Genomic DNA, 20,472 nt, shown 5'->3' with positions numbered 1-20,472 from the left:
GGGGGTCGACCCCGGGCGAAGGTGGTCCTCCCTTACCTTCGCCGGGGGTCGACCCCGGGCGAAAGGGGGCTTCACCCGCCGGCGCCGCCCATGCCGCCGCCCATACCGCCGGCGCCGCCCATGCCACCGGCGCCGCCCATGCCGCCCATGCCGCCCGAGCCGGGGCCCGCGTTTGGATCGAGGCTCTCGATCCAGAGCTTCACGCAGTTGATCTCGAGATCGCTCATCGACCCGCCGAGCGGCATCTTCAGTCCGCACGGCGGCGGATCTAGGAGCTTCGCGTAGATCAGGCTGCCCGCCGCATCGATTGGGTTCGCCAGGATCACACTCCCGCACGACTCGGTCCCCGCGACACTCACGAGCCGCGACTCCAGGTTCGGCGAGGCGAGGTCCACCGTCGTCGAGCCGGACGCGTGGCAGTTCGCCGTGCCGCACTTCGCGGCGAGCATCGCGGGCACGTCTGGGCAAGCGCCGCCGCCCTGGAAGATCGCCTTCTCCTCCTCGGTCAACGTGCCTGGACAACCAGCCGCGAATGCGACGACGAGAGGCGCGGAGAGCGCCACGACGCAGATACGAAGGAAGCGCGCGTTCATCATCGTCTCCTCAATCCATGTAGGCCAGGCCGAGCCGGACACCGAAATACTGGTCGAGCGCGCCGCCCGCCACGTACGCGTCGCCGAGCACGGGATCGAAGTCCGAGAAGAACCGATCGTAGTGGCCCGTGAGCCGGATCTGCAGCCCCGACTCGAAGCGCACGGCGAGCCCCGCCGCCGCCGTGATCCCATGCACCTTCGGGCCCGAGAACCGATCGTACACCGCGCCCGTCGTGAGCGGCTCGAGCCACTCGAACCCGAGGATCGCCGCGACCGGCCCGATCGGGATCCATCCGTCGACGCCCGCGCGAATCGCCAGGTAGTCCACGCTTGCCACCTGATTGCTGAGCGCGCCGGGTGCGTCGATCTGGAACGTCTGCCACCGGACCCCGCCGAGCACGCCGATCACGGGCCCCGTCGGCCGCGAGAGCGGGATCCGGTACTTCAGCGCCGCCGTGATCCGCTGGTAGACCGTGTCCACCGGATCGCCGCCTTCCGTCGCGGATTGCAGCCCGAACGCGCGCGCGTAGCCCGCCGAGATCCCGAGATCGCGCAGCACGGGAATCGTCGTCATCGCCGCTGGGAACACCTCGACTTGCACGGCTGCCACGGGCGCGGCGTACACGTCGTAGCGCCGCAGGTTCCCCGAGATCCCGTCCGAGTACGTGAACACGCGCCCGCCGAGCTCGAAGCCGACCTCCGCCGACACGATCGACGATCCCGCTTGATGCCGCACGCGGCCCGAAGGCGCCTCCTCCTTCGGCTTCGTCTCGTCGGGCGGAGGCGGCGTTGTCTCCTCGGGCTCGGGCGGCGGCGCCGGCGCGTACGTCTCGACCGCGTTCGTGATCGCCTTGGCGATCGCCTTCTTCTGCTCGTCCTCGGAACCCTTGAGCGACACCGCCTCGTCGACGGGCGTCGCGTCGTCCTCCGCGTTCACCCAGACGAGGTGCACGCGTTTCTCGCCGCGCACCTTCTGCACGATGCCCACGAGCACCGCGCCCGCGTCGATGATCGACGCCGCTTGCTGCACGCGCGGCACGAGCCTGTCGCGTTGCTTCGGGTTCGTCATCGCGGCGCCGAGTGGCTTCGACTGGCCTGCCTTCTTCAGCGCCGCCGCGAACTCCTTCGTCGGGGCCACGACGATCCGATCGGGCAGCGTGGCCTCGATGGCCTCGCGCACCGCGTCTGCGTCCTGGCCCTCCACGTGCACGGCCAGCACCTTCTTCGCCGCTGGTTCCGCGGCTGACGCTGAAGCCGGCGCGCTCGCCAGAACGAAGCCCAGGACTGGCGCCGCGAGGCGCGTCGAAAGCGCGAAGGCCCACGCCGCCGCTCGCGTGGATCGCGAGCGATTCGCCGCCCTTCGCGGCACCGCGTTCATCAAAAGCACGGCGTGAGCCTACAGGGGCCCCTGCCCGGGGGTAAAGCCCTCCGCAGGACCACCCTCGGCACCAAAATACCATGCCATTGCGAAATTCGTGTGGGCTCCAAAGGAATCGGCGGTCCCTTGGATCGGAAGCCGTGATTGCGCGTTGACGCGCGTGGACACCCGGCATACCACCGTGATTGCCAAAGCCCTGGAGGTGGCCGGCATGGAGACTCTTAGCGCCCCTTCCTCCGTCATGCGCCGCATTCCGACGCTTCTACGCGCCGGAGCGCTCGTCCTCGCTTGTCTCTTGCCCTCGTGCGTCGGGACGATCGGCGGTTCGACGGATGATCAAGCAGCCGTTCAATCGGTTCCCGAGCGCAGCGCCTTCCCGCGCTTGACCCATGCGCAATGGGAAAACTCTGTGCGTGATGTATTGCGCCTCGAAGAGCGCCCGGGATTTTCGGCGTCGTTCACCGGAGATCCGCTCGGCGGCGTCTTCGACAACAACGAGGTCGTTCTTTCCGTCACGCCGAACCTGTGGGCCGATTACCAGCGCGCCGCCGAGGAGCTCGCGGCCCTGGTCGTCTCGGATCCCGCGAAGGTCGCGGCGCTCGTGCCGGCCGACGAGGGACAAGGAAATGAGGCCCGCGCCCGCGCCTTCATCGAGACCGTCGGCAAACGCGCGTATCGCCGCCCCCTCACGGCCCAGGAGATCGACACACACGTCGCGCTCTTCAACGAGGCCCCGTCCCTCATCGACGGCGATCCCTTCCTCGCCGGCGTCGAGCACGTCCTCTCGGCCTTCTTCCAGTCGCCGCATTTCATCTACCGCGTCGAGGGCACGCGCAAACCGCGCCCCGATGGCCTCATCCCGCTCGCCGCCTACGAGCTTGCCTCGAGGCTCTCGTACCTCCTCTGGAACACGATGCCCGACGACGTCCTCTTCGAGGCCGCCGCAGCGGGCGAGCTCGACACGAAGGAGGGCCTGCGCGCCCATGCCGAGCGCATGCTTGCGGATCCGCAGGCGCGCGCGGTCATCCTCTCGTTCCACAGCCAGCTCTTCGACTGGCGGAAGTTCGGTGATCTCTACAAGGATCCGGCCGTCTTCCCCGAGTTCGTCCCCGAGATCGGCCAGGACCTCATTCGCGAGGCCGAGCTCTTCGTCGAGGACGTGGTCTTCGAGCAGGAGGGCGGCTTCCACGAGCTGCTCACCTCGCGCACCGCGTTCCTGAACGACAGACTCGCGCCCATCTACGAGGTCGAAGCCCCGAACGGCGCCGAGTTCGGCAAGGTCGAGCTCGACAAGGAGAAACGCAGCGGCATCCTCACGCGCGCCGGCTTCCTCGCGGCGAACGGCACGGCCCGCGCGTCCGATCCGATCCACCGCGGCGTCTTCGTGAACCTGCGTGTCCTCTGCGCGCGTTTGCCGCCGCCGCCGAACAACGTCCCGCCGCTCCCGCCCGTGGAGGGCAAGACCACGCGCGAGATCGTCGCCGCCCACACGGGCAAGGGCACGTGCGGCGCTTCGTGCCACGGCACGCTCATCAACCCGGCCGGCTTCGCGTTCGAGAACTACGACGCGATCGGCCGCTATCGGTCCGAGGACAACGGCTTCCCGGTCAACGCCGCGGATGCGTATCCGATCGGCGGCGGGATGGCGACGTTCAGCGACGCCATCTCGTGGAGCCAATTGCTCGCGGAGAGCCGCGAGGCGAACGAGTGCTTCGCGAAGAACTGGCTCGAGTTCGCCTACGGCAGGGACGCCGAGGTCGAGGACGCCGCGCTCATCACGAAGCTCGGCGAGGCCTCGCGCACCGGCATGTCCGTCAAGGACCTCCTGCTCGAACTCGTCTCCTCCGACGCCTTCTCGACCCGCCGCCCCGTGGAGGTCGCGCCATGAATCGCCGTCATTTTCTTCGAGGTCTTTTCGGCGTCTCCCTCACGCTCCCGTTCCTGGAGAGCTTCTCGCCGCGCAAGGCCGAGGCCGGTCCGGGCGACGTGCCTCCGTTCGCGATCTTCATGCGCCAGGCGAACGGCGTCGTGCAGCAGACGAACGACGAGCCGGAGATGTTCTGGCCGAGCCAAACCGGCGCGCTCACGACCGAGTCGATGAACGCCGAGAGTGATCGCGCGGTCAGCGAGCTCAGCGCGTATGCCTCGCGCCTCCTCCTGGTGAAGGGCATCAACTTCGCGTTCCCGGGCAACGGCTGCGGCCACTCCGGCGGCGGCAACCAGTGCCTCACGGCGCAGAAGGTCTCCACGGACCCGGTCGGCAACGAATCGCTGTCGATGGGCGAGTCGATCGACAACCGCATCGCGCGCGAGCTCAACGCCGCGGGCGTCGAGCCCCTCACGCTTTATGCGGGCAAGAAGGCCGGCTACATCAACGAGGTGCTCTCGTACCGCGACGCGAAAGTCATCCGCGCGGCCGAGCACAACCCGATCAACGCCTACCAGGCGCTGTTCGGCCTCTCGAATCTCGACCCCGAGGTCCTGAAGAGGCTCGCCGCGCAACGCAAGAGCGTGAACGACCTCGTGCGCGAGCAGATGCAATCGCTCATGACGCGCGGCGATCTCGGCAAGGCCGACCGTGATCGATTGGACCTGCATTTCCAGTCGATCCGCGACCTCGAGGTCGGGCTCCAGTGCGCGCTCACGAAGGAAGAGGTCGCGGCGATGGAGGCGATGAGCCCGGACGCGCGCTCGAACGACAACCTGGAGAAGGTCGCGCGGATGCAGATGGACATCATCGCGCTCGCGATGGCGTGCGGCACGACGCGCGCCGTGACGCTCCAGATCGGCGATGGCAACGACAGCACCGAGTATTACATCAACGGCGTCCGGCAGAAGAGCTTCCACAAGATCTCGCACCGCATCGACAGCGACGGCTCCGAGGGCCCGCCGATCGAGGGCGCGTACCTCTTGCACCACGAGATCGACCGTATCCACGCGCGCCTGTTCAAGTACCTGCTCGACAAGCTCGCGGCCTACGATTTCGGCTCCGGATCGCTCCTCGATTTCGGCGTCGCGGTCTGGCTGAACGATCTGGCGAACAAGTACCACTCGTACAACGACGTCCCGTACGTCCTCGTGGGCGGCGCGAACGGCTACCTGAAGACGGGCCAGTACGTCGACGTGAACGGCGTGCACAACGGCCGCCTCCTCAGCACGATCGGCGCGGCCCTCGGCTGCAAGAATGCCGAGGGAGGCCCGCTCGACGATTTCGGCGACCCCGAGCTGCCGAAAGGCTTGCTCACCGAGATCATCGCGTAAGCGCAAATGCTATATCGGGCAGCATGCCCACGCTGCCCGAGCGCATCCTCACGCTCTTCGCCACCTACCACATCCGCCGCGAGAAGGTCCTCGCGGACCTCGACGCGATCTACGCGCCCGACGTCCGCTTCGTGGATCCCTTCAACGACGTCACGGGCAAGGACCGCTTCCTGCGCATCAACGAGAACCTCTTCAAGCGCCTTCGTGAAATGCGGTTCGACGACCTCGCGCTCGTCGGCCAAGAGCCCCATTTCATGCTGTCGTGGACCGCGACGATCGAGGGCCCGTTCGGCGTCACGATCACGGCGCCCGGCGTGAGCGAGTTCCGCTCGGAGAGCGGCGTCGTCGTCTACCACCGCGATCACTGGGACGTGCTCTCGTCCGTGGCCGCGAGCGTTCCCGGCGTGCGGAAGCTCTACCCGCTGCTCACCGCAATGCTCTTCGAGCGGTAATCGTTACGCCGCGACGAATGCCCCGAGCAGCACGAGCCCCGCGCCCTGGCTCTTTTCGGGGTGGAATTGCACGGCCGTCACGTTGTCCCGCGCGACGGCCGCCGTGACCACGTTCGGCCCGTGGGTCACGGTCGCCACCACGATCGACGGATCCTCCGGCACCGCGTGATAGCTGTGCACGAAGTACACGTGCGGCGTCTCTGATCCCCACGCGGCGAGCGCGCCTTCGGGCGCGTGCTTCATTTCCAGCCGATTCCACCCGATGTGGGGGATCTTCACCACGTCCGCGCCCGCTCCCGGATCGAGCCTCCGCACCGCGCCGCGGAACACCCCGAGCCCCGCGGCCCCCGGCGCCTCCTCGCTCGTCTCGAACAGCGCTTGCAGCCCCAAGCAAATGCCGAGATACGGTTTCCCCTGGCGAACCGCCTCCCGCAGCGCCTCCCCGAGCTCACCCGCGAGTGCCGCCGCGCAATCGCGGAACGCGCCCTGCCCGGGCACCACGATCTTGTCCGCGCCGAGCACGTCCTCGGGCCGCCCGCTGCGAACGACCTCGCTTGCCACGCCGCGATCCTCGGCCGCGCGCGTGATCGCCCGCTCCACGCTGCGCAGGTTTCCCATTCCGAGATCCACGACCACGACGCGCGCCATGGCTAGAGGCTCCCCTTCGTCGAAGGCACCCCGGCCACGCGTGGATCGATCCGCGTCGCTCGCATCAGTGCCTTCGCGAAGGCTTTGAAGCTGATCTCGATGATGTGGTGCAGGTTCTCGCCCTCGTGCATTTTGAGGTGCAAGTTGCACTGTGCCGACCGGGCGAACGCTTCGAAAAACACCGGGACGAGCTCCACGTCGAACGTCCCGACCTTCGCCTTCGGGAGCGGCACGCGAAACACGAAATACGCTCGACCCGAGAGATCGAGCGCGCACGTCACGAGCGCCTCGTCCATCGGCAACGTCGCCTCGCCGTACCGAGCGATCCCGGCCTTGTCCCCGAGCGCCTGCGCGACGGCCGAGCCGAGCACGATCCCGAGATCCTCGGTCGTGTGGTGCCCGTCGATCTCCACGTCTCCCTGCGCCTCCACGGTCAGGTCGAAGAGCCCGTGCCGCGCGATCTGATCGAGCATGTGCGAGAGGAACGGCAGCGGCGTCGAGATGCGGCTTTTTCCGGTGCCGTCCAGATCGATCTCGACGGCGATGCGGGTCTCGTGGGTGACTCGTTCCACCCGAGCAACGCGCGGCATGGCGGGCATCCTAGCTCCTTTCGTCCGTAGATGTGTTATGCCCGCCTCGTGAAGCTCTCCGCCTGGCTCGTCGCCTTCGCGCTCCTTGGCGCCGCCTGCAGCCCGAGCACCCTCGTCCAGCAAGGGCCGAGCGACACGCTCCGCGCCTACGCGCGCGCCCTCGAAGAAGGCCGCGTGGACGACGCCTACCGCCTGCTCTCCGACGACGCCAAGCGCTCGATGTCCCTCGAAGCGTTTCGCCGCGCGGTGAAGGAGAGCCCGGACGAAGTCATCGAGATCGCCCGCGCCGTCTCGCGTCCCGCGAGTGATCCGCTCGTCACGGCGACCGTGAGCTTGCCGAACGGCGACGAGCTGCTCCTCGTCTACGAGGACGGCAAATGGCGCATCGACGCCGCCGCGATCGACCTCTACAGCCAGGCCACGCCGCGCCAGGCCCTCGCGGGCTTCTTGCGGGCCTTCGAGCGCAAGCGGTACGACGTCATCCTCCGCTACGTCCCCGACGCCGAAAAAGAAGGCATCACGCTCGGCGAAGAGCCCGCGCCCGCCGCGCCCGCCGAGAACGCGCCGGCCGGAAAAACCGCCGCGCCCGCGCAGAAGACGACCGGCACGGAGCTCACAGCGGAAAAACTCCGCACGGCCTGGGAAGGCCCGCAGAAGGACCAGATCAACCGCATCGTCCAGGCCATTCGCACCGCGCTCCCGACGGCCGTCATCGAGGAGACCGGGGACAGCGCATCGATGTCCTACGGCGCCGGCGGTACGGTCGCTTTGATCCGCGAGCACGGGCTCTGGAAAATTCGCGACTTCTGACGCGGCCCGCAACGGACCTGCGCGTTACGAGCAGGTCCGCAAAAAATGTACTAGGGTGTCGCGCGTATGGCCTCGAACGGCGCGCCCCCCTCTCGACCACCCTCTTCCTCGGGTGAGGATAGCGTCCCGATCCTCCCGCTGCGGAATTCCGTATTGTTTCCGATGTCGGTGGTCCCGATCAACGTCGGACGTCCTCGGAGCGTCCGGCTCGTCGAGGATCTCCTCGGACGTGAGCGGGCCCTGGTCGGCGTCATCAGTCAGCGTTCGCCCGAGATCGACGAGCCCACGTTCAAGGAGCTCTACACGGTCGGGACGATCGCGCGGGTCGTGAAGGTGATCCGCCTCGGACCGAGCAACTACTCCGTCGTCCTGAACGGGCTCGGCCGGTTCCGCGTGAAGAACATCGTCGCGCTCGAGCCGTACATGCGCGCGAAGATCGAGCGCATCCCCGAGTCGCTCGTCCGCGATGTCGAGCTCGACGCGCTCGGCACGGGTCTGCGCGAGGCGACGCGCGAGGTCCTGCAGCTCATGCCGAACCTGCCGCGCGACACGGCGGGCATCCTCGACAACGTCCGCGAGCCCGGCGCGCTCGCCGACCTCATCGCCTCGAACTTCCCGCAGGCGCAGGCGTCCGTCGCGGACAAGCAGGAGATCCTCGAAGCTTTCGACGTGAAGGCCCGCGTGCGGCTCGTGCTCGCGATGGTCGGCCGCCAGCTCGAGGTGCTGCGCGTGAAGAAGGAGATCTCCTCCATGGTCCAGGAGGAGATGGGCAAGAGCCAGCGCGAGTACATCCTGCGCCAGCAGATGAAGAGCATCCGCGAGGAGCTCGGCGAGGCGGGCGAGGACGACGAGATCGAGGAGCTGCGCGAGCGGGTGCGCCGCGCGAAGGTCCCGACCGAGGTCGAGAAGGTCGTGAAGAAGCAGCTCGGCCGTATGCGCTCGATGGCGCAGCAGTCGGCCGAGTACAACGTCACGCGGACGTACGTCGAGTGGATCGCGGATCTGCCGTGGTCGAAGACGACGGTCGATCGCATCAGCGTGCAGGAGGTGCGCCGTTGCCTCGACGAGGACCACATGGGCCTCGAGAAGGTGAAGAAGCGCATCGTCGAGTACGCCGCGATCCGGCAGCTCCGGGCCGATAAGAAGGGCCCGATCCTGCTCTTCATCGGGCCGCCCGGCGTCGGCAAGACCTCGCTCGGCCGCTCGATCGCCCGCGCGATGGGTCGGCAGTACGAGCGCATCGCGCTCGGCGGCGTGCGCGACGAGGCCGAGATCCGCGGCCATCGCCGCACGTACGTCGGCGCCTTGCCGGGCCGCATCCTGCAGGCGCTGAAGAAGGCCGGCACGAAGAACCCGGTGCTCGTCCTCGACGAGGTCGACAAGATGGGCGTCGACCTGCGCGGCGATCCGGCGGCGGCGCTGCTCGAGGTGCTGGATCCCGAGCAGAACTCGACGTTCCAGGATCACTACCTCGACATGCCGTTCGACCTGTCGCAGGTGATGTTCCTGGCCACGGCGAACAACCGCGACACGATCCCGCCGGCGCTCTTCGACCGCATGGAGGTCATCGAGGTTCCGGGCTACACGCGCACGGACAAACTCGGCATCGCGCGCGAGTTCCTCGTGCCGAAGCAGCTCTCGGCGCACGGCCTCACGGACGAGCGGCTCGAGTTCACCGAGCCCGGCATCGCCACGCTGATCGATCACTACACGCGCGAGGCCGGCGTGCGCGGGCTCGAGCGCGAGATCGCGGCGGTTTGTCGGGCCACGGCGGTCAAGCTCGCCGAGGGCAACGCGGTGCTCGAGGTCGTCTCGCCCGAGCATGTCGAGAAGGTCCTGGGACCGCACAAGCATCGTCCCGAGATCGCGGAGCGGAACCTCGATCCCGGCGTCGCCACGGGCCTCGCGTGGACGCCGACGGGCGGCGAGATCCTCTTCATCGAGGCCACGAAGATGCCCGGCAAGGGCAACGTCGTGCTCACCGGCAACATGAAGAACGTGATGCAGGAGTCCGCCACCACGGCCGTCTCCTTCGTCCGCAGCAAGGCCGGCGAGCTGCACCTCGATCCCGAGTGGCTGAAGAACATCGACCTGCACGTGCACATCCCGAAGCACGGCACGCCGAAGGACGGGCCGAGCGCGGGCGTGACGATGTTCACCGCGGTCTGCTCGCTCCTGCTCGGCTGCCCGGTGCGCTCGGACGTCGCGATGACGGGCGAGATCTCGCTGCGCGGCCGCATCATGAGCGTGGGCGGCGTGAAGGAGAAGCTGCTCGCCGCGCACCGCGCCGGCATCAAGCACGTCATCATCCCGGCGAAGAACCGCAAGGACCTCGAAGACGTGCCGCAGGACATCCTCGACGAGGTCAAGGTGACGCTCGTCAACGCGATGGATGAGATCCTCCCGCTCGTGCTCGAACCGCCGCGACAAACGACCGTGAGCACGCCGCCGCCGCCTCAGGCGTGAAACACCACCTCGAACGACTGCGGAGCGCACGGCCGTCCTCGATCGGGATCGGGGCGGTCGTGCTGCTCGTGGGCGCGATCGGCTTTTTGCCGCTGTTCGACGGGCCCGGCTACGAGAGCGCGCTCGCCGCGGGCCTCGTCGTGCCGAGCATCGCGGCGATCACGACGGCGCTCGAAACGAGCAAGGCGCGGCCTTCGCCGTTCGACGCGTTTGCCTCGGGGCTCGCGCGGGGCGCGCTCTTCGCGGGCGTCGCGTGGCTCGTCACGCTCGTCCACGGCCTGCGCGCGGGGTTTTGTGATCCGCTCTCGGGCTCGGTCCTGTTCGCCCTCGGCCCTGGGGTCGGCGCGCTGCTCGCGGGCGCCTGGGGTGCGGTGGCGGGCGAGATCGCGGGGCGCGTGAAGCGAAGGCGGCTCGCGGCGGTGCTACTCGCGCTCGCGGCACCCGCGGCGTCCGTCTGTGTCTCGCTCGTCCGCTTCTACACGAGCCCGATGGTCTTCGCGTACGACCCGTTCGTCGGCTACTTCAGCGGCAGCCTCTACGACACGGTCATCGACGCTTCGGGGCTTTATGCGTACCGCGTCGGCTCGGCTGCGACGCTTCTCGCGGGCGCCGTGCTCGCGGCGCACCTCGACCGCACGGACGAAGGGAAGCTCGCGCGCCGTTCGATCAGCCGGCCGAGCGCGCTCGTGCTCGGCGTGTTCGCGGCCGCGGCGAGCCTCGGGATGACGTTCTTCGGTCATCGCCTCGGGCACTGGCACACGCCTGCGAGCATCGCCGAGACGCTCGGCGGCAAGGTCGAGAGCGAGCGTTGCGACGTCGTCTACCCGCGCGGCATGGCCCGCGAGGACGCGCTCCGCTTCGCGCGCGACTGCACCGCGCACGTCGTCGCGCAGGAGGCGTGGCTGGAGACGAAGGGTCCCGCGAAGATCACCGCGTACCTCTTCGCCGATCCCGCGCAAAAAGGCGCGCTCATGGGCGCGGCCGACACCTACATCGCCAAGCCCTGGCGCAGCGAAGTTTACGTCCAGCAGAACGGCTACCCGCACCCCGTGCTCGGCCACGAGATCGCGCACGTGATGGCCGGATCCTTCGGCCGCGGACCCTTCCGCATCGCCGGCAGCCTCGGCGGCCTCTTGCCGAACCCCGGCCTCATCGAGGGCATCGCCGTCGCGACCTCGCCGCACGAGGGCGCGCTCTCGGCCCGCGAGTGGGCGAAGGCCATGAAGGACCTCGGCAAGCTGCCCAAGCTCTCGCGCCTCTTCGCGCTCGGGTTTCTCGGGGAAAACTCCAGCGTCGCGTACACGGCGAGCGGCGCGTTCGTGGGGTTCGTCAAGGAACGCTATGGCGCGGCGGCGGTGCGCGCGTGGTACGGCGGCGGATCGCTGCCCGAGATCACGGGCGCGAGCTGGGACGAGCTCGAACGTGCGTTCCACGAGGATCTCGATCGCGTGGTGCTCCCCGAGGCGGCCGCGGCCCAGGCGCGCGCGCGCTTCGAGCGGCCCGGGATCTTCGGCCGGCGATGCCCACACGTGGTCGACGCCTGCCGCAAGCGCGCCGAGGAGCAGAGGGCCCGCGGTGACGACGAAGGCGTGATCGAGGCGCTCCGCGAGGCCCTCGCGCTCGATCCCGGCGAGAGCGGCGCGCGCGTGTCCATCGCACGCGCCCTCGTTCGGCTGGGCAAACCCGACGCCGGCAAGGCCGAGCTCCAGGCGATCGCCGACGACACGCGTTTTCCCCGCCACGTCCGGGACCGCGCGCTGGAGGAGCTCGGCGACCTCGCGCTCGCGGACGGCGATCACGAGCGCGCGATGGTGCATTATCGCGAGGTCATGTCCCGCACCGTCGAAGAGGATCAGCTCCGCACCCTCGACGTGAAGCTCGAAGCCGCGCAGAACGCGCGCGGCAAGGACGCGATCGTCGCGCTGCTCGTGGGCACGAAGGGCCGCGGGCCCGACAAGGTGCGCGCCGCGGAGGAGCTCGGCGCCTGGGCCGCGAGCTCGCCGGACGACGGTTTGCCCGACTACCTGCTCGCGCGCGCGTACGTGGGCAGCGGCGACTTCGCCGAGGCCGCCCGGCGGCTCGATCGTGCGCTCGGGCGCCGCCTCGTGATCGGCCGGGTCGCCGCCGAGACCGAGCGCCTTCGCCTGGTCACGGCCTGCGCGCTCGAAGATCGTCCCACCGCCGAACGGATGACGCTCGCCTACGTCGCGCGGAGAGATGTGCCACGCGCGCGCCGCGAGGCCGCGGCGAGCTTGTATGCTCGTTGCACGGGCGCACCCGCGCCGGCCGTCCCCGAGGCCACGAAGGCCGGGGGCGCGCTTCCATGAGGGAGGGATCGGTGCCCGATCTGGACAAACTCGTCGTCCTCAACGCCGTGCTGCGCGTGGCGGCTCGTCACCCGAGCCTGCTCGCGCCGGCGGCGTTCGAGGACCTCTCGCGCGCGCTCGCGGCGCACATCAAGTTTGCCTCCGTCGCCGTGCTCATGCCGGACGACGAGGGCTACCAGCGCTTCTACACCGACAACGCCGATCCGAACCTGCCCGGCAACGTCCGCTTCGGCGCCCGCATCCCCTTCGATCCGAACTTCTACCAGCGCGTCTACGTCGAGGTTCGTCCGTACATCTGCGACGACACGCGCCTCGGCAACGAGATCGAGCGTTCGGTCGGCGAGGTTGGCTACCGGTCCTACGTGGCCGTGCCCGTACGCTCGCCGGACGGCAAGCGCGCGCTCGCTTCGTTCTCCGTGACCTTCGCGGAACCGGGCGCCGCGCGCGGCGCGCCCGTCGACATCATCGAGGAGATCGGGGACATCATCGGCGCGAGCATCGAGCGTTCCCTCCGATCCGCGCGGGAGCGAAGGCTCGCGATGATCCTCGACACCTCGGGGGACGCGATGCTCGCCTGGGATCGCAGCGGCCGCGTGACCGACGCGAACGCCGCCGCGCTCGCGCTCACGGGCCACACGCGCGAGGAGCTCATCGGCCGGAAGATCGGATCGCTCCTCGATCCCGAGCCTGATCCGACCGTGGGTTTGCCGCAGCCCGACGCGCGCCTCGGGCTCGTCACGCGCACGCCCGCAGGCGAAGCACGACGTTTGCCCGTGGCCGCGACGATCACGGCCGTGGAGGACGATCCGCTCGTCGCCTGCCACGCGCTTCTGCGTGATCTCTCGGCGTGGGAGGCGAGCGAGCGTGAGGTGGTCGCGCACCTCGCGCGCATCCGCGAGCTCGAAGAGCAGCACCGCACGCTGCTCGACAACGCCCCACTCGTGATCTTCCGGCTCGATCCGAGGACACTCGAGCTCGTCTATCTGAACCACTGCGCCGAGCGTTTGCTCGGTGTTCCGCTCGACGAGGCGCTCGCGACGCCCGGGTTTCTGTGCGGGGTGCACGTCGATCAGGAGGGAGCCGCCGCGTACGACGAGGCCGTCCTCCGGGCCCGCGCGGGCATGCGTTCCTCGCCGTACGAGGCCCGCCTCGCGCGCCGCGGCGCGCATGCGATCACGGCGCGCGGCACGATCTACCCGCTCGTCGGCAAGGGCGGCGAGGTCGTCGCGATCGAGGGCCTCTTCATGGACGTGAGCGTCGAGCACGCCGCGCGCACGCGCCTCATCCAGGCCGATCGCCTCTCCACGCTCGGCACGCTCGCCGCCGGCGTCGCGCACGAGATCAACAACCCCGCCGCGTTCATCCTGCTCGGCCTCGACATGATGGCCCGCATGCTCGACGGCCCCGGCGTCGATCTCGGCCCCACCGTCTCCGAGCAAGTGCGCCACATGCTCGGCGAATTGCGCGACTCCACGCGGCGTATCGTCGACATCGTCCGCGACCTCCGCATGTTCGCCCGCGCGCCGGCCGGCACGCGCCGCATCGCGGTCGACGTGAACCGCACTGTCGAGAGTGCCCTCTCGCTCACGCGGGGACAGATCATCGAGCGCGCGCGGATCGTCCGCGACCTCGGCGACGTGCCGCCCGTCATCATCGACGAGGGTCGGCTCGGGCAGGTGCTCGTGAACCTGCTCGTCAACGCGGCGCAGGCGATCCCGCGCAATGCGCCCGGCGAGCCCGCCGTCACGGTCACGACGCGCAGCGAGGATCCACGCACGGTGGAGATCGACGTGCGGGACACGGGCGTGGGGATCTCGCCGGAGATCCTCGATCGCATCTGGGATCCGTTCTTCACGACGAAGGAGCCCGGCGCGGGCACGGGCCTCGGGCTTTCGATCAGCCGCGAGATCATCGAGCGCAGCGGCGGCCGCATCTACGTCGAGAGCCCGATCGAGGGCGAAGATCCGCCGCGCGGCGCGCGCTTCGTGATCGTGTTACCTGCCGCAGGAAGGGGCGACTCGTCGATCCCACCGATGCCGTCGACGCCGCCGCGCTCGATCAAGAGCGGCGTGCGTGTGCTCGTGGTCGAGGACGAGGCGCCGCTCGCGCGCGCGCTCGCGGAAGAGATCGGCCGTGTGCACGAGGTCTCGGTGGCGGGCGGGGCGCAGGGCGCGTTCGAGGCGCTGTCGGCGCAGCGGTTCGACGTGATCCTTTGTGATCTCAGGATGCCCGGGATGAGCGGCGAGGCGTTTTACGAGAAGGTCGCCGCGGACAAACCCGAGGTCGCGAGGCGTTTCGTGTTCATGACGGGCGTCGGTTTCGGCGCCGACGTGGAGCGGTTCCTCGCGGAGTCGGGGCGGCCGGTGCTGGAGAAGCCGTTCTCCGCGGAGGATGCGCTCGCGGTGATCCAGAAGGTCGTCACGCGGCACGGGCGGGCGCTCGGGGCAGGGCGGTAAACCGCGCCTGGTTGTCGCGCCGCTACATTTTCCTGAAAAACTCGTTTACCCCTGGCTCGACGCGGCCTGGAGCTCGTCCCAGAGCGCCGCATCCCCGAGCTCCGCCCCTCGCTCCGCGTCCGCTCTCGCCTCGTCCGCGCGCCCCATCCGCAAAAGCGCCCGCCCTCGCCACACGAACGCCGTCGCGTATTCGGGATCCAGCGCAATCGATTGCTCCGCGTCCGCGATACACGCCGCGTCGTTCCCCTGATCGAAATAAGCCTCCGCTCGATTCGACAGCACCCGCGCCGCCTCGGGCGCGAGCTCCAGCGAGGCCGTGTAATCGGCGATCGCCCCCTCCACGTCGCCCCCGAGGTGCCGCGCGATCCCGCGGGTATCGAACCCGTCCGCGTCCGGCTCCAGGTAAATCGCCCACGATGCGTCCGTGATCGCGCGATCGAGCTCTCCCGCTTCGAGCCATGCCGTCGCGCTCGCACGATAGGCCGCCGCGATCGCCGCCGCGTCCCGCACGCCCCACGTCCACGCCCGCGCCTGCCGCGCGTCCGCGAGCGCGTCCGCGACCCGCTCCTCTTCGAGCGCTTGCAGCGCCGAATCCGCGTGCACGGCGATCTGCTCGATCCGGGTCGCCTCCGGCGCCGCGAGCACCGTCGATTCGAGCCGGTTCATGAACCGCTGCGCCTCGCCTCCCTCGTCGAACTCGTAAAACACCGGTTCGTCCTCGACCGTGAACGTCGGCATGTCGTGCGCGACCGCGAACGCCAGCGCCGCGAGGCCGAAGCCGTGCGTCTCCGACAAGGCCGCCTGGAGCTGCCCGAGCCGCGTATCCCGATCGAAGAGCCGATCGAGCAGCTCCTCCGTCTCCTCTGCCTGCAAAAATTCGAGCGAGAGCGATGCCTCCTCGGGCAGGGCCGCCTGGATCGTCGCGAGCAGCGCGCCCCACTCGTCCTTGCGCAGCTCCCACACGAAGGGCAGGGACCAGCGCACGCGCGCGCCTTCCTGCCCGCTGCTTCGCCGCGCGCGGATGCGTTCGTCCGCTTGCCTGACGCGGGCGAGCAGGTGCCCGAGGACGAGGTCGAGATCCGCGGTGGAGGGCAGGCTGACGAGGTCCTCGCCGTACGGCAAAAAGAGCTCCGGCGCGGATTCGCCGAGCTCTGCCAGGAACGCGTCCTCGTCGTCGAGAGGCGCGCCTTCCTCGTCGACGAGCTCGAAGCGCGGCGCGCAGAACATCCGCCCGACCCCGAGGACGTGCTCGAGGAGCGGGAACGTCGTGAAGCTCCGGTACTCGAAATCCGCGTCACCGATGAGGAAATGGCCCATGCGCGCACGCATCATGCGCCGCCGGAAGGTGCGCGAGCAAGGGGGGGAGGCGCGCTTTCGCGGAAGGCTTGTCATGGAGTCGCCGCTGACCCCGAGCGCCCGGGTCGATCGGGTACGTGTGCGGAGCGCCGCGAAATGACTTGGATGATCGCGCATCCGCCCGGATAGAATTCCTGGGCGATGTTGAAGCCAGGGATGCGGGTTGCCGCGCGCTTCGAGCTCGAAGATCACACGATTTCGGGCGGGATGGCCACGATCTACCGCGCGCGCGATCTCGAGTCGGGCGCCGTGGTCGCGGTCAAGGTCCTCGGCGGGCGCAACGTGCGCGAGATGGAGCGCTTCTCAGCCGAAGCCGTGCTGCTCGCCGAGCTCCGGCACCCAGGCATCGTCCGGTACGTGTCGCACGGATCGCTGCCCCAAGGAGAGCTCTTCCTCGTCATGGAATGGCTCGAAGGCGAGGACCTCTCCGATCGTCTCGCGCGCGGTCGCCTGCCGCTCGACGAGGCGATCCGGCTCGCGCGGCGCGTGGCCGACGCGCTCGGAGCCGCGCACGCGCGCGGGATCGTTCATCGCGACGTGAAGCCGAGCAACGTGTTCCTGCCGCGCGGCGATGTCGACGAGGCGAAGCTGCTCGACTTCGGCATCGCGCGCCTCGGCTACGGCCGGACGCTCGCGACACGCACGGGGACGCTGCTCGGAACGCCCGGGTACATGGCGCCCGAGCAAGCACAAGGACGCAAGGACGTCGACGCGCGCGCCGACGTGTTTTCCCTCGGCGCGATGCTCTTCGAGTGCCTGACGGGGCGGCCCGCGTTCGCCTCGGAGCAGCTCATGGCCACGCTCTCGCGCATCCTGTTCGAGGAGCCGCCGCGCGTGCGCACGATCCGCAGCGAGACGCCGGTCGCGCTCGATCTCCTGGTCTCGTCGATGCTCTGCAAGGATCCCGCGGGCCGGCCGCGCGACGGAGCGATGGTCGTCGCCGCGCTCGACGCACTCGGGCCTCTGCCCGGTGGGCCGCCGAGCAGCGGGCTCGTGAGCTCGTCCGTGATGAGTCGGCCGGCGATCACGGTGCGCGAGCAGCAGCTCCTCTGCGTCGTGCTCGCGACGAGCACGTTCTCGAAGACGATCGCGGACGGTGACGCCACCGAGACCGACGTGACGCTCACACCGGGGATGATGGCCGAGGCGATCATGCGCCGCAGCCTGCCGAGCCTGAGCGGCGACGCGGTGAGCGGCACCGCGGGCACGCTCGACGATCTGAACGGCGTCGCGGCCGCGTACGGCGGCAAGCTCGAGCGGCTCGTCGACGGCTCGCTGCTCACGGTGTTCACGGGCGCCGCGGCCGCGATCGATCTCGCGGCGCGGGCCGCGCGAGCGGCGATGGCGATGCGCGAGCTCTTGCCAGGCGTTCCGATCGCGGTGGCGACGGGGCGTGGCCTCGTGGCGCAGCAGCTCCCGGTCGGCGACGCCGCGGAGTCGGCCGCGCGTACGCTCTCCGCGGCGCGCCGCGAAGGCGTGCGCATGGAGGGGCAGGTGTTCGTCGACGAGGTGACGGCAGGCCTGCTCGACGCGCGCTTCGACGTACGAGAAGACGGGCCGACGCGGGTGCTCGAAACCGTGCGGGATCGGGCCGACGCGGCGCGCACGCTGCTCGGCAAGCCGAGCCCGTGCGTGGGGCGCGAGCGCGAGATCAGCACGCTCGTTGCGATCATGGAGGAGAGCATCGGCGAGCCGATCGCGCGGGTCGCGCTGGTGACGGGGCCCGCGGGCGTCGGCAAGTCGCGCGTCGCGACGGAGGTGCTGCGCAGGCTCGACGCGGCGGGGCACGATCCGGAAGTGTGGGTCGCGCGTGGTGATCCGATGGCCGCGGGCTCGACGTTCGGCATGCTCGCGCAGCTCGTGCGCGCCGCCGCGAACATCGAGGTCGGCGCGCTCGCGGCCGTGCAAGAGGAAAACCTCCTCGCACGTGTCTCGTCGTGCGTCCCGGCCGAGGACGTCGTGCGCGTGACCGTCTTCCTCGGCGAGATCCTCGGCCTGCGTTTGCCCGCGGAGCGTAGCCACCTGCTCGCCGCGGCGCGCGCGGACGCGATGCTGATGGGTGATCAGATGCGCCGCGCGTTCGAGGACTGGCTCTTCGCCGAGTGCACGCAGAAGCCCGTGCTGCTCCTGCTCGACGATCTGCATTTCGGCGATCTGCCGACGGTGCGGCTCATCGACGCGGCGCTGCGCCACGCGCGGGAGAAGCCGCTCTGCGTGCTCGCGCTCGCACGTCCGGAGATCTCGCGTGTGTTCCCGCGCCTCTGGGAGGAGCGCGGCATGCAGGAGGTCCGCCTCGGCGAGCTCGGGCGGCGCGCGAGCGAGCAGCTCTGCAAGGTTTGGCTCGGCAACACCGTGACGCCGGACCTCACGGCGCGCATCATCGAGCGCGCGGCGGGCAATCCGTTTTACCTCGAAGAGATCGTGCGCGCGGTGGCCTCGGGCCGCGGCGACGCGCTGCCCGGCACGGTGCTCGCGATGGTGCAAGCGCGCCTCGAAGAGCTCGAGGCCGTCGAGCGCCGCATCCTCCGCGCCGCCAGCGTGTTCGGCGACGTCTTCTGGCCCGCGGGCGTGGCTGCGCTCATCGGCGGCGAGAAGAAAGAGGCGTCGGTGCGCGAGGCGCTCGGCATGCTCGTCGAGCGCGAGCTCGTCCTGCGCCGGACCTCGCGTAGGTTTCTCGAGCAGGAGGATCACGCCTTCCGCAACGCGCTCGTGCGCGAGGCGGCGTACGCGACGCTCACGGACGCCGATCGCATGCTCGGCCATCGCCTCGCAGCCGCGTGGCTCGAATCGGTGGGCGAGACCGAGGCGATGGTGCTCGCGCAGCACCACGAGCGCGGCGGCGATCTGATCCGCGCGGCGTCGTGGTACGCGCGCGCGGCGGAGACGGCGCTCGAAGGCAGCGACTTCGAGGCCGTGATCGAGCGCAGCGAGCGGGCGATCACCTGCGGGGCGCAGGGCGAGGAGCTCGGTCGCCTCAGGCTGCGTCAGGCCGAGGCGTATCGCTGGCAAGGCAAGTTCGCCGAGGCCGAGGAGCGAGGCCTCGAGGCGATCCACATCCTGCCCGCGGGCAGCGATCCGTGGCTCTTCGCGGTCGGCGAGATGGCGAGCGTGTTCGGCAAGCTCGGCAGCGTCGAGCGCGTCGAGGTCCTCGGCGACGCGCTGCTCACGGTCGCGTGCATGCAGGAGGCGCCCGTGAGCGACGGCCACATCGCGGCGCTCTCGCGCACCTCGACGTCGGCGCTCTTGCTCGGCAAGAACGAGCTCGCGGAGTCGCTGTTCAAGGAGCTCGAGAGGCTCGCGGGGAATTCGCAGCAGCCGCTGGCCGTGGGCTGGCGCGAGCGCGCGCGGGCGTTCCGCGCGCCGTTCGTCGGCGAGACGGGCGCATCCGCGCGGTACTTCGCGCTCTCGGCCGAGGGGTTCGAGAAGGCCGGCGACGTGCGGAACGCGTGCCTGCAGCGTGCGAACTACGGCGCGTCCTGCCTGGAAGTCGGCGACTGGAGCGGCGCGGAGAAAGCGCTCGTGCCGGCGATCGTGGACGCCGAGCGCATGGGCGCCAAGCACATCGTCTCGTCGGCGCAGCGTGACCTCGGGTATGCGCTCGCGCGGATGAGCCGGCTGGAAGAGGCGAAGACGCTCGAAGAGCAGGCCGTCACGGAGTTCGCGGCGCACGGCGATCGCCGGCTCGAAGGCGTGGGGCGCGACGAGCTCGCGACGATCCACCTGATGATGGGCGACCTCGCGGAGGCGGAGGCCGAGGCGCGGCGCGCGGTGGATCGGCTCGCGGTCGCACCGCCGTACCTCTGCCACGGGCACGCGACGCTCGCGCGGGTGCTGCTCGCCGTGGGCAACGTGGAAGAGGCGCTCGCGAACGCGCGCGCATCGCGCAAGCTGCTCGCGGAGGTGGGCGCGCTCGAAGAGGGCGAGGGGCTCGTGCGGCTCATCCTGGCGCGCGCGCTCCACGCAGCGGGTCAGGTGGAAGAGGCGCGCGCCGTGATCGCGGAGGCGTTGCAGGAGATCGAGCGTCGCACCGCGACGATCACGGATGCGGACGCGCGACGGACGTTCGTCGCGATCCCCGAGCACGTGGAGACGCGCGAGATCGCGCAGGCCTGGGGGATCACGGGCTGAGGGGGTA

Annotated in this window: 13 protein-coding genes; 8 read left to right on the top strand and 5 right to left on the bottom strand. The window is 69.8% G+C overall.

The features are described from left to right. Nucleotides 1–71: 71 nt before the first annotated feature. Nucleotides 72–596, bottom strand: a complete 525-nt coding sequence (locus tag KEG57_RS29885) for a hypothetical protein (RefSeq protein WP_272426767.1) — start codon at nucleotides 594–596, stop codon at nucleotides 72–74. A 7-nt stretch (nucleotides 597–603) separates the two neighbouring features. Then, nucleotides 604–1,980, bottom strand: a complete 1,377-nt coding sequence (locus tag KEG57_RS29880; protein WP_272426766.1) for a hypothetical protein — start codon at nucleotides 1,978–1,980, stop codon at nucleotides 604–606. A 202-nt stretch (nucleotides 1,981–2,182) separates the two neighbouring features. On the opposite strand from KEG57_RS29880, the gene KEG57_RS29875 reads away from it, so the two are divergent. The 3 genes from KEG57_RS29875 to KEG57_RS29865 are packed head-to-tail and all read left to right on the top strand — an operon-like array spanning nucleotide 2,183 to nucleotide 5,684. Beyond that, nucleotides 2,183–3,859 (top strand): DUF1592 domain-containing protein, encoded by a 1,677-nt coding sequence (locus KEG57_RS29875; protein ID WP_272426765.1) that lies wholly within the window; start codon nucleotides 2,183–2,185, stop codon nucleotides 3,857–3,859. Continuing rightward, a complete protein-coding gene (locus KEG57_RS29870) occupies nucleotides 3,856–5,232 on the top strand; it encodes a DUF1552 domain-containing protein (protein WP_272426764.1) in 1,377 nt (458 codons plus the stop codon). The genes KEG57_RS29875 and KEG57_RS29870 overlap by 4 nt, the downstream gene beginning before the upstream one ends. 23 nt (nucleotides 5,233–5,255) lie before the next feature. Further along, entirely contained in the window at nucleotides 5,256–5,684 is a 429-nt protein-coding gene (locus KEG57_RS29865) for a nuclear transport factor 2 family protein (protein WP_272426763.1), read from the top strand. Nucleotides 5,685–5,687: 3 nt separating this feature from the next. On the opposite strand, the gene hisH is transcribed toward KEG57_RS29865, so the two are convergent. Together hisH and hisB are read right to left on the bottom strand one after the other, a co-directional pair. Continuing rightward, on the bottom strand, nucleotides 5,688–6,332 hold the full coding sequence (gene hisH, locus KEG57_RS29860; protein WP_272426762.1) for an imidazole glycerol phosphate synthase subunit HisH: 645 nt from the start codon (nucleotides 6,330–6,332) through the stop codon (nucleotides 5,688–5,690). 2 nt (nucleotides 6,333–6,334) lie between these two features. Next, nucleotides 6,335–6,922, bottom strand: a complete 588-nt coding sequence (gene hisB / locus KEG57_RS29855) for an imidazoleglycerol-phosphate dehydratase HisB (protein WP_272426761.1) — start codon at nucleotides 6,920–6,922, stop codon at nucleotides 6,335–6,337. A 48-nt stretch (nucleotides 6,923–6,970) separates the two neighbouring features. Here hisB and KEG57_RS29850 point away from each other — a divergent pair, with 48 nt between their 5' ends. The 4 genes from KEG57_RS29850 (at nucleotide 6,971) to KEG57_RS29835 (ending at nucleotide 14,981) form a co-directional block, all read left to right on the top strand. Beyond that, a complete protein-coding gene (locus KEG57_RS29850) occupies nucleotides 6,971–7,732 on the top strand; it encodes a nuclear transport factor 2 family protein (RefSeq protein ID WP_272426760.1) in 762 nt (253 codons plus the stop codon). A gap of 66 nt (nucleotides 7,733–7,798) precedes the next feature. Continuing rightward, nucleotides 7,799–10,198 (top strand): endopeptidase La, encoded by a 2,400-nt coding sequence (lon, locus tag KEG57_RS29845; protein WP_272426759.1) that lies wholly within the window; start codon nucleotides 7,799–7,801, stop codon nucleotides 10,196–10,198. Next, nucleotides 10,195–12,525: a tetratricopeptide repeat protein gene (locus KEG57_RS29840; RefSeq protein WP_272426758.1), complete on the top strand. Its 2,331-nt coding sequence runs from the start codon at nucleotides 10,195–10,197 to the stop codon at nucleotides 12,523–12,525. Before lon ends, KEG57_RS29840 begins: the two co-directional genes overlap by 4 nt. An 11-nt stretch (nucleotides 12,526–12,536) precedes the next feature. Beyond that, nucleotides 12,537–14,981, top strand: a complete 2,445-nt coding sequence (locus KEG57_RS29835; protein WP_272426757.1) for an ATP-binding protein — start codon at nucleotides 12,537–12,539, stop codon at nucleotides 14,979–14,981. Between the two features lie 45 nt (nucleotides 14,982–15,026). On the opposite strand, the gene KEG57_RS29830 is transcribed toward KEG57_RS29835, so the two are convergent. Beyond that, nucleotides 15,027–16,313, bottom strand: a complete 1,287-nt coding sequence (locus KEG57_RS29830) for a tetratricopeptide repeat protein (RefSeq protein ID WP_272426756.1) — start codon at nucleotides 16,311–16,313, stop codon at nucleotides 15,027–15,029. Between the two features lie 165 nt (nucleotides 16,314–16,478). Here KEG57_RS29830 and KEG57_RS29825 point away from each other — a divergent pair, with 165 nt between their 5' ends. Further along, a complete protein-coding gene (locus tag KEG57_RS29825; RefSeq protein WP_272426755.1) occupies nucleotides 16,479–20,465 on the top strand; it encodes a serine/threonine-protein kinase in 3,987 nt (1,328 codons plus the stop codon). The last annotated feature ends 7 nt before the right edge of the window (nucleotides 20,466–20,472 follow it).

This window comes from Polyangium jinanense, from assembly GCF_028435365.1.
The sequence above is the reverse complement of the archived record's forward strand: the minus strand, read 5'-3'. Positions and strand labels throughout refer to the sequence as shown.